The organism is Pseudomonas sp. EGD-AK9, from assembly GCF_000465935.2.
In the GTDB taxonomy this organism is placed as follows: Bacteria; Pseudomonadota; Gammaproteobacteria; order Pseudomonadales; family Pseudomonadaceae; genus Aquipseudomonas.
The window spans coordinates 1-4,907 of the sequence record NZ_AVOF01000244.1 but is presented as its reverse complement, the minus strand read 5'-3'; the positions used below and the strand labels follow the sequence as shown (position 1 = coordinate 4,907).

Sequence of the window (4,907 nt, the reverse complement as noted above, 5' to 3'; positions counted from 1 at the left end):
GCCGCAGGCCTGGGCGCCGGCGGCCGGGCCGAACAGGCGCATGCCGCGCTGCTGCAGCAGGTCGAGGTTGGCCTGGGTGGCGGCGTCGCGCCACATCGCCTGGTTCATCGCCGGGGCCAGGGCAATCGGCGCATCGGTGGCCAGCACCAGGGTGGTCAGCAGGTCGTTGGCGATGCCCTGGGCCAGGCGCGCGATCAGGTCGGCGGTGGCCGGGGCGATGAGGATCAGGTCGGCCCAGCGCGCCAGCTCGATATGGCCCATGGCGGCTTCGGCGGCCGGGTCGAGCAGGTCGAGGTGCACCGGATGGCCGGAGAGGGCCTGCAGGGTCAGCGGGGTGATGAACTCGCGCCCGCCCTGGGTCATCACCACGCGCACTTCGGCGCCCTGATCCTTGAGTCGGCGCACCAGTTCGGCGCTCTTGTAGGCGGCGATGCCGCCACCGACGCCGACGATGATGCGTTTGCGATACAGCCGCTGCATAGGCCTGCCTTTTATATACAGGTGGATGTGCGCCACGGTGCCAACGCCTCCCCAGGCCGGCCCCGCGTAAAAAGATGGGCTACGATAGCACAGCGCCCGCAGCGGAGCAGCGGGCGCCTGGCTCGGACAAGGAGGTGAGATGAGCATTCGCGATTGGCCCGCGGCGGAGCGCCCGCGGGAAAAACTCCTGGCCCAGGGCGCCGCCTCGCTGACCGATGCGGAGCTGCTGGCGATCTTCCTGCGCACCGGGGTGGCGGGTAGGAGCGCGGTGGACCTGGCGCGCCATCTGCTCGCCGAGTTCGGCAGTCTGCGTGCCCTGCTGCAGGCCGATCTGGCCGATTTCAGCCAGCACCTGGGCCTGGGCCCGGCCAAGTACGCGCAGTTGCAGGCGGTGCTGGAAATGGCCCGCCGCCACCTGGCCGAACGGCTGCGCCGCGACTCCGCGCTGGAAAGCCCGCAGGCGGTGCGCGACTACCTCAAGGCGCTGCTGCGCCATGAGCCGCATGAGGTGTTCGGTTGCCTGTTCCTCGACGCCAAGCACCGCGTGCTGGCCTTCGAGGCGCTGTTTCACGGCAGCATCGACAGCGCCAGCGTCTACCCGCGGCAGGTGGTCAAGCGCGCCCTGGCGCACAACGCCGCCGCACTGATCCTGACCCACAACCATCCATCCGGCGTCGCCGAGCCGAGCCAGGCCGACCGCGTGCTGACCCAGCGCCTCAAGGACGCGCTGGCGCTGGTGGACGTGCGGGTGCTCGACCATTTCATCGTCGGCGACGGCGAGCCCTTGTCGATGGCCGAGCAGGGCTGGATGTAGCGGGGCGGTGGAGGCAACCGTGCAGGGCGCACCGGTACGCCCGGCACACGAGTGCGCCCGTCTCAAGGTACCAGGCTTACTGCGGCGAAATTCTGCCGGCCGAAGGGGCTGACTTTATAGCCCTCGACCTTGGCGCTGAGCAGGGCGAAGGCGGTGGGGTGGGCCAGCGGCAGCCACAGCGCCTGCTCCTGGATGATCTGCTGCGCCTGCCGATACAGGCGGCTGCGTTCGGCCTGGTCGCTGCTGGCCTTGCCGGCGGCGATCAGCTGGTCCAACGCTTCGTCGCAGTAGCGGGCGAAGTTCAGCCCGGACTGCACCGAGGCGCAGGCGAATTGCGGGGTGAGGAAATTGTCCGGGTCGCCGTTGTCGCCGGCCCAGCCCATGAACAGCAGGTCGTGCTCGCCGGCCTTGGCGCGGCGAATCAGCTCGCCCCATTCGATCACGCGGATTTCGGCAGCGATGCCGACCTTGGCCAGGTCGGCCTGCAGCAGCTGGGCGCCGAGGCTGGGGTTGGGGTTGAGCAGGCTGCCGCTCGGCCGGGTCCAGATGGCGGTCTTGAAACCCTCGTCCAGGCCGGCCTCGGCCAGCAGGGCGCGGGCCCGTTCCGGGTCATGGGGGTAACCGGGCAACTCGTCGGCATAGCTCCAGGTATTGGGCGGGTAGGGCCCGCTGGCCGGCTCGGCGCTGCCCTCGAACACCGCCTTGACGTAGCTGGCCTTGTCGAAGGCCAGGTTGATCGCCTGGCGCACCTGCGGCTTGTCCAGCGGCGGGTGCTGGCTGTTGATGCCGACGAAGGCGGTCATAAAGGCCGCAGTCTGCGCGCTTTTGAGCTTGGCGTCGGCGGCGATGGCCTGCACGTCCTGCGGCTTGGGCGACAGGGCGATCTGGCATTCGCCGCGGCGCAGTTTCTGCAGGCGCACGTTGCTGTCCGGGGTGATGGCAAACAACAGGCGGTCGACGGCCGGCTTGCCGGCGAAGTACTCGGGGTTGGCGCGGTAGCGCACCACGGCATCCTTCTGGAAGCGCTCGAAGACGAAGGGGCCGCTGCCCACCGGCGCGCTGTTGAGTTTTTCCGGGGTGCCGGCTGCGAGCAGCTGGGCGGCGTACTCGGCCGAGTAGATCGAGGCGAAGCCCATGCTCAGGGTGGCGAGGAAGGTGGCGTCGCGGCGGTTCAGGCGGATGCGCACGCTGTGCGCACCCGGCGCCTCGACGCCGGCGATCAGGCTGGGCCACTGCATCGACTGGGCGTGCGGGTAGCCGCTGGCGGCGCTCTGGTGCCAGGGATGGGCGGGGTCGAGCATGCGCTGGAAGCTAAATAGCACGTCGTCGGCATTCAGCGGCCGGCTCGGGGTGAACTCGGCGGTCTGGTGGAAGCGCACGTCGTCGCGCAACTGGAAGTCGTAGACCAGGCCGTCGTCCGAGATCGACCAGCTGCGCGCCAGGCTCGGCAGCAGCTGCCCCTGTTCGGCGTCGAATTCCACCAGGCGGTTCATCAGCACGTCGGCTGAGGCGTTGGTGGTGGTCAGCGAGTTGTACTGCACCACGTCGAAACCTTCCGGGCTGGCCTCGGTGCACACGCTGAGGGTGGCGGCCTGGGCCAGTAGCGGGGCGCAGAGCAGGGCGGCGAGAGCCAGGCGCATGGCGAACTCCTTCTTCACGGGACGCCGGGTTGGCCGGCAACGACCTAACCCTAGTCGATTTGCCGGGAGCTGAATACCGCTTCGGGCGACGAATGGTCGAGCCTGGGTGAACCCCGGCAGGCTCCGGGGCGGCTGGGTGGCGGGGTGCGGGCGACTGTTTTTATCCTGCGCTTTCCCTTGTTGCGCCAGGGGCTTTCTGGTATAAAGCAGCGCTCTTTTCTAGGGGCCCGGTTCTTGCGCTTTGCAGTGCGCCCGGTAAGACCCTCGAGAAACGCGGCGCGGAGCGCCAATGACATTGAGTTTAAGCGGCCAACCCATGCCGGGTTGGGCATGTGGTTTTAGAGGGCTGAGGCATGTCGAGAGTCTGTCAAGTTACCGGTAAGGGTCCGGTAACCGGGAACAACATTTCCCACGCAAACAACAAAACCCGTCGTCGTTTCCTGCCGAACCTGCAGCACCATCGCTTCTGGGTCGAGTCCGAGAATCGCTTCGTGCGTCTGCGCGTATCTGCCAAGGGCATGCGTGTCATCGACAAGCGTGGCATCGACGTAGTGCTGGCCGAGCTGCGCGCTCGCGGCGAAAAGGTTTAAGGAGAGAGTCATGCGTGAATTGATCCGTTTGGTGTCCAGCGCCGGTACCGGCCACTTCTACACCACCGACAAGAACAAGCGCACCACCCCCGACAAGATCGAAATCAAGAAATTCGATCCGGTCGTGCGTAAGCACGTGATGTACAAGGAAGCCAAGATCAAGTAATTGATCGGCGACCTGTCGAAGAAGCCCGCCGCATGGCGGGCTTTTTTGTGCCTGCGATTTTTCCGCCGCCTAGCGTGCGGTCGCCCCAGGCGCTGTTTGCGCCTCTTTTCGTGTGCCTTGCCGATACCGCTTAGACGGCTTCGTCGGCAGCGCCCGCCGCGCGAGCTCTATCAGGCGTCCTGAGTGCCGCGCAGGCGGACATCGTCGGCCAGCTGGCGCAGCGGCCGCGGGCGATCGACGAAGTAGCCCTGGGCGTAGTCGATGCCGAGCCGGCGCAGGCAGTCGAGGCTGGCCTGGGTCTCGACGAACTCGGCGACGGTGAGCAGGCCAAGCTGGGCGGCGATCTGCCGCATCGAGCCGACCATGGCCTGGTTGATCGGGTCGGATTCGATGCCGCGGATAAAGCTGCCGTCGATCTTGAGGATGTCCAGCGGCAGGTGGCGCAGGTAGGCGTAGGAGGCGAAGCCGCTGCCGAAGTCGTCCAGCGCCACCTTCAGGCCCTGGCCGCGCAGCTGTTCGATCCAATGTGCGGAGACGCCCAGCTCGCCGAGGGCGACCATTTCGGTGACCTCGATGCACAGCTTGCCGGGTGGCAGGCGGTGGCGCGTCAGTTCATCCTGCAGCAGGCGGTGGAAGTCGCGGTCGAGCAGCGAGCTGGCGCTGAGGTTGACGTTGACCTGGGCCAGCTGCGCCAAATGGCGCGGGTTGGCGGCGAGCCAGGCGCACAGGTGCTGGATCACCCAGCGGTCGATGGCGCCGAGGAAACCGTAGCGCGCCGCGGCGTCGAGGAACTGCGCCGGGCTGATCCAGTCGCCGCTGTGCGGGTCGCGGTAGCGCAGCAGCACCTCGTAGTGCAGGCCGGCGGCGGCGTTCTGCAGCGCCTGCACCGGCTGGAAGAACAGCTCGAAGTGACCGCGCTCGGTGGCCTCGCGCAGGCGGGTGATCCATTGCAGCTGGCGCTGGTGTTCGAGCAGCGCGCCGTCGGCCGGGTTGAACTGCTGCACGCGGTTGCGCCCCTGGTGCTTGGCCAACTGGCTGGCGCTGTTGGCCCAGTTCAGCGCGGTTTCCCAGTCGCGCACGCCGGAGCCGAGGGCGAGCAGGCCGATGCTGGCGTGCAGGCGGAAGGGGCGGCCCTGCCAGGTGAAGACGAACTGCTCGACCGCCCGGCGCAGCGCCTCGGCCTGGCTCAGCGCGGCGGCGTCGTCGACCTCGCGCAG

At 67.9% G+C, this 4,907-nt stretch carries 6 protein-coding genes; 3 read left to right on the top strand and 3 right to left on the bottom strand.

Features of this window, described 5'->3' with window-relative positions:
• On the bottom strand, positions 1 to 480 hold a 480-nt coding region (locus tag N878_RS12655; protein ID WP_021444018.1), incomplete at its 3' end, for a flavoprotein.
• A 139-nt stretch (positions 481 to 619) separates the two neighbouring features.
• Between N878_RS12655 and radC the strand changes: the two genes are divergently transcribed.
• The gene (gene radC, locus N878_RS12650) at positions 620 to 1,294 is read left to right on the top strand and encodes a DNA repair protein RadC (RefSeq protein ID WP_021444017.1); all 675 of its coding nucleotides are present in this window, start codon (positions 620 to 622) and stop codon (positions 1,292 to 1,294) included.
• A 62-nt stretch (positions 1,295 to 1,356) separates the two neighbouring features.
• Here the strand turns inward: radC and N878_RS12645 are convergent, their stop codons facing one another.
• Complete coding sequence (locus N878_RS12645; protein ID WP_021444016.1) at positions 1,357 to 2,934, bottom strand: ABC transporter substrate-binding protein; 1,578 nt, start codon at positions 2,932 to 2,934, stop codon at positions 1,357 to 1,359.
• A 353-nt stretch (positions 2,935 to 3,287) separates the two neighbouring features.
• Between N878_RS12645 and rpmB the strand changes: the two genes are divergently transcribed.
• Positions 3,288 to 3,524, top strand: coding sequence for a 50S ribosomal protein L28 (gene rpmB / locus N878_RS12640; protein WP_021444015.1), 237 nt, complete (start codon positions 3,288 to 3,290; stop codon positions 3,522 to 3,524).
• 10 nt (positions 3,525 to 3,534) lie between these two features.
• Entirely contained in the window at positions 3,535 to 3,690 is a 156-nt protein-coding gene (gene rpmG, locus N878_RS12635) for a 50S ribosomal protein L33 (RefSeq protein WP_003464575.1), read from the top strand.
• Between the two features lie 170 nt (positions 3,691 to 3,860).
• On the opposite strand, the gene N878_RS12630 is transcribed toward rpmG, so the two are convergent.
• Positions 3,861 to 4,907 (bottom strand): GGDEF domain-containing phosphodiesterase (locus tag N878_RS12630; protein WP_021444014.1); only part of this gene is annotated, 1,047 nt, incomplete at its 5' end.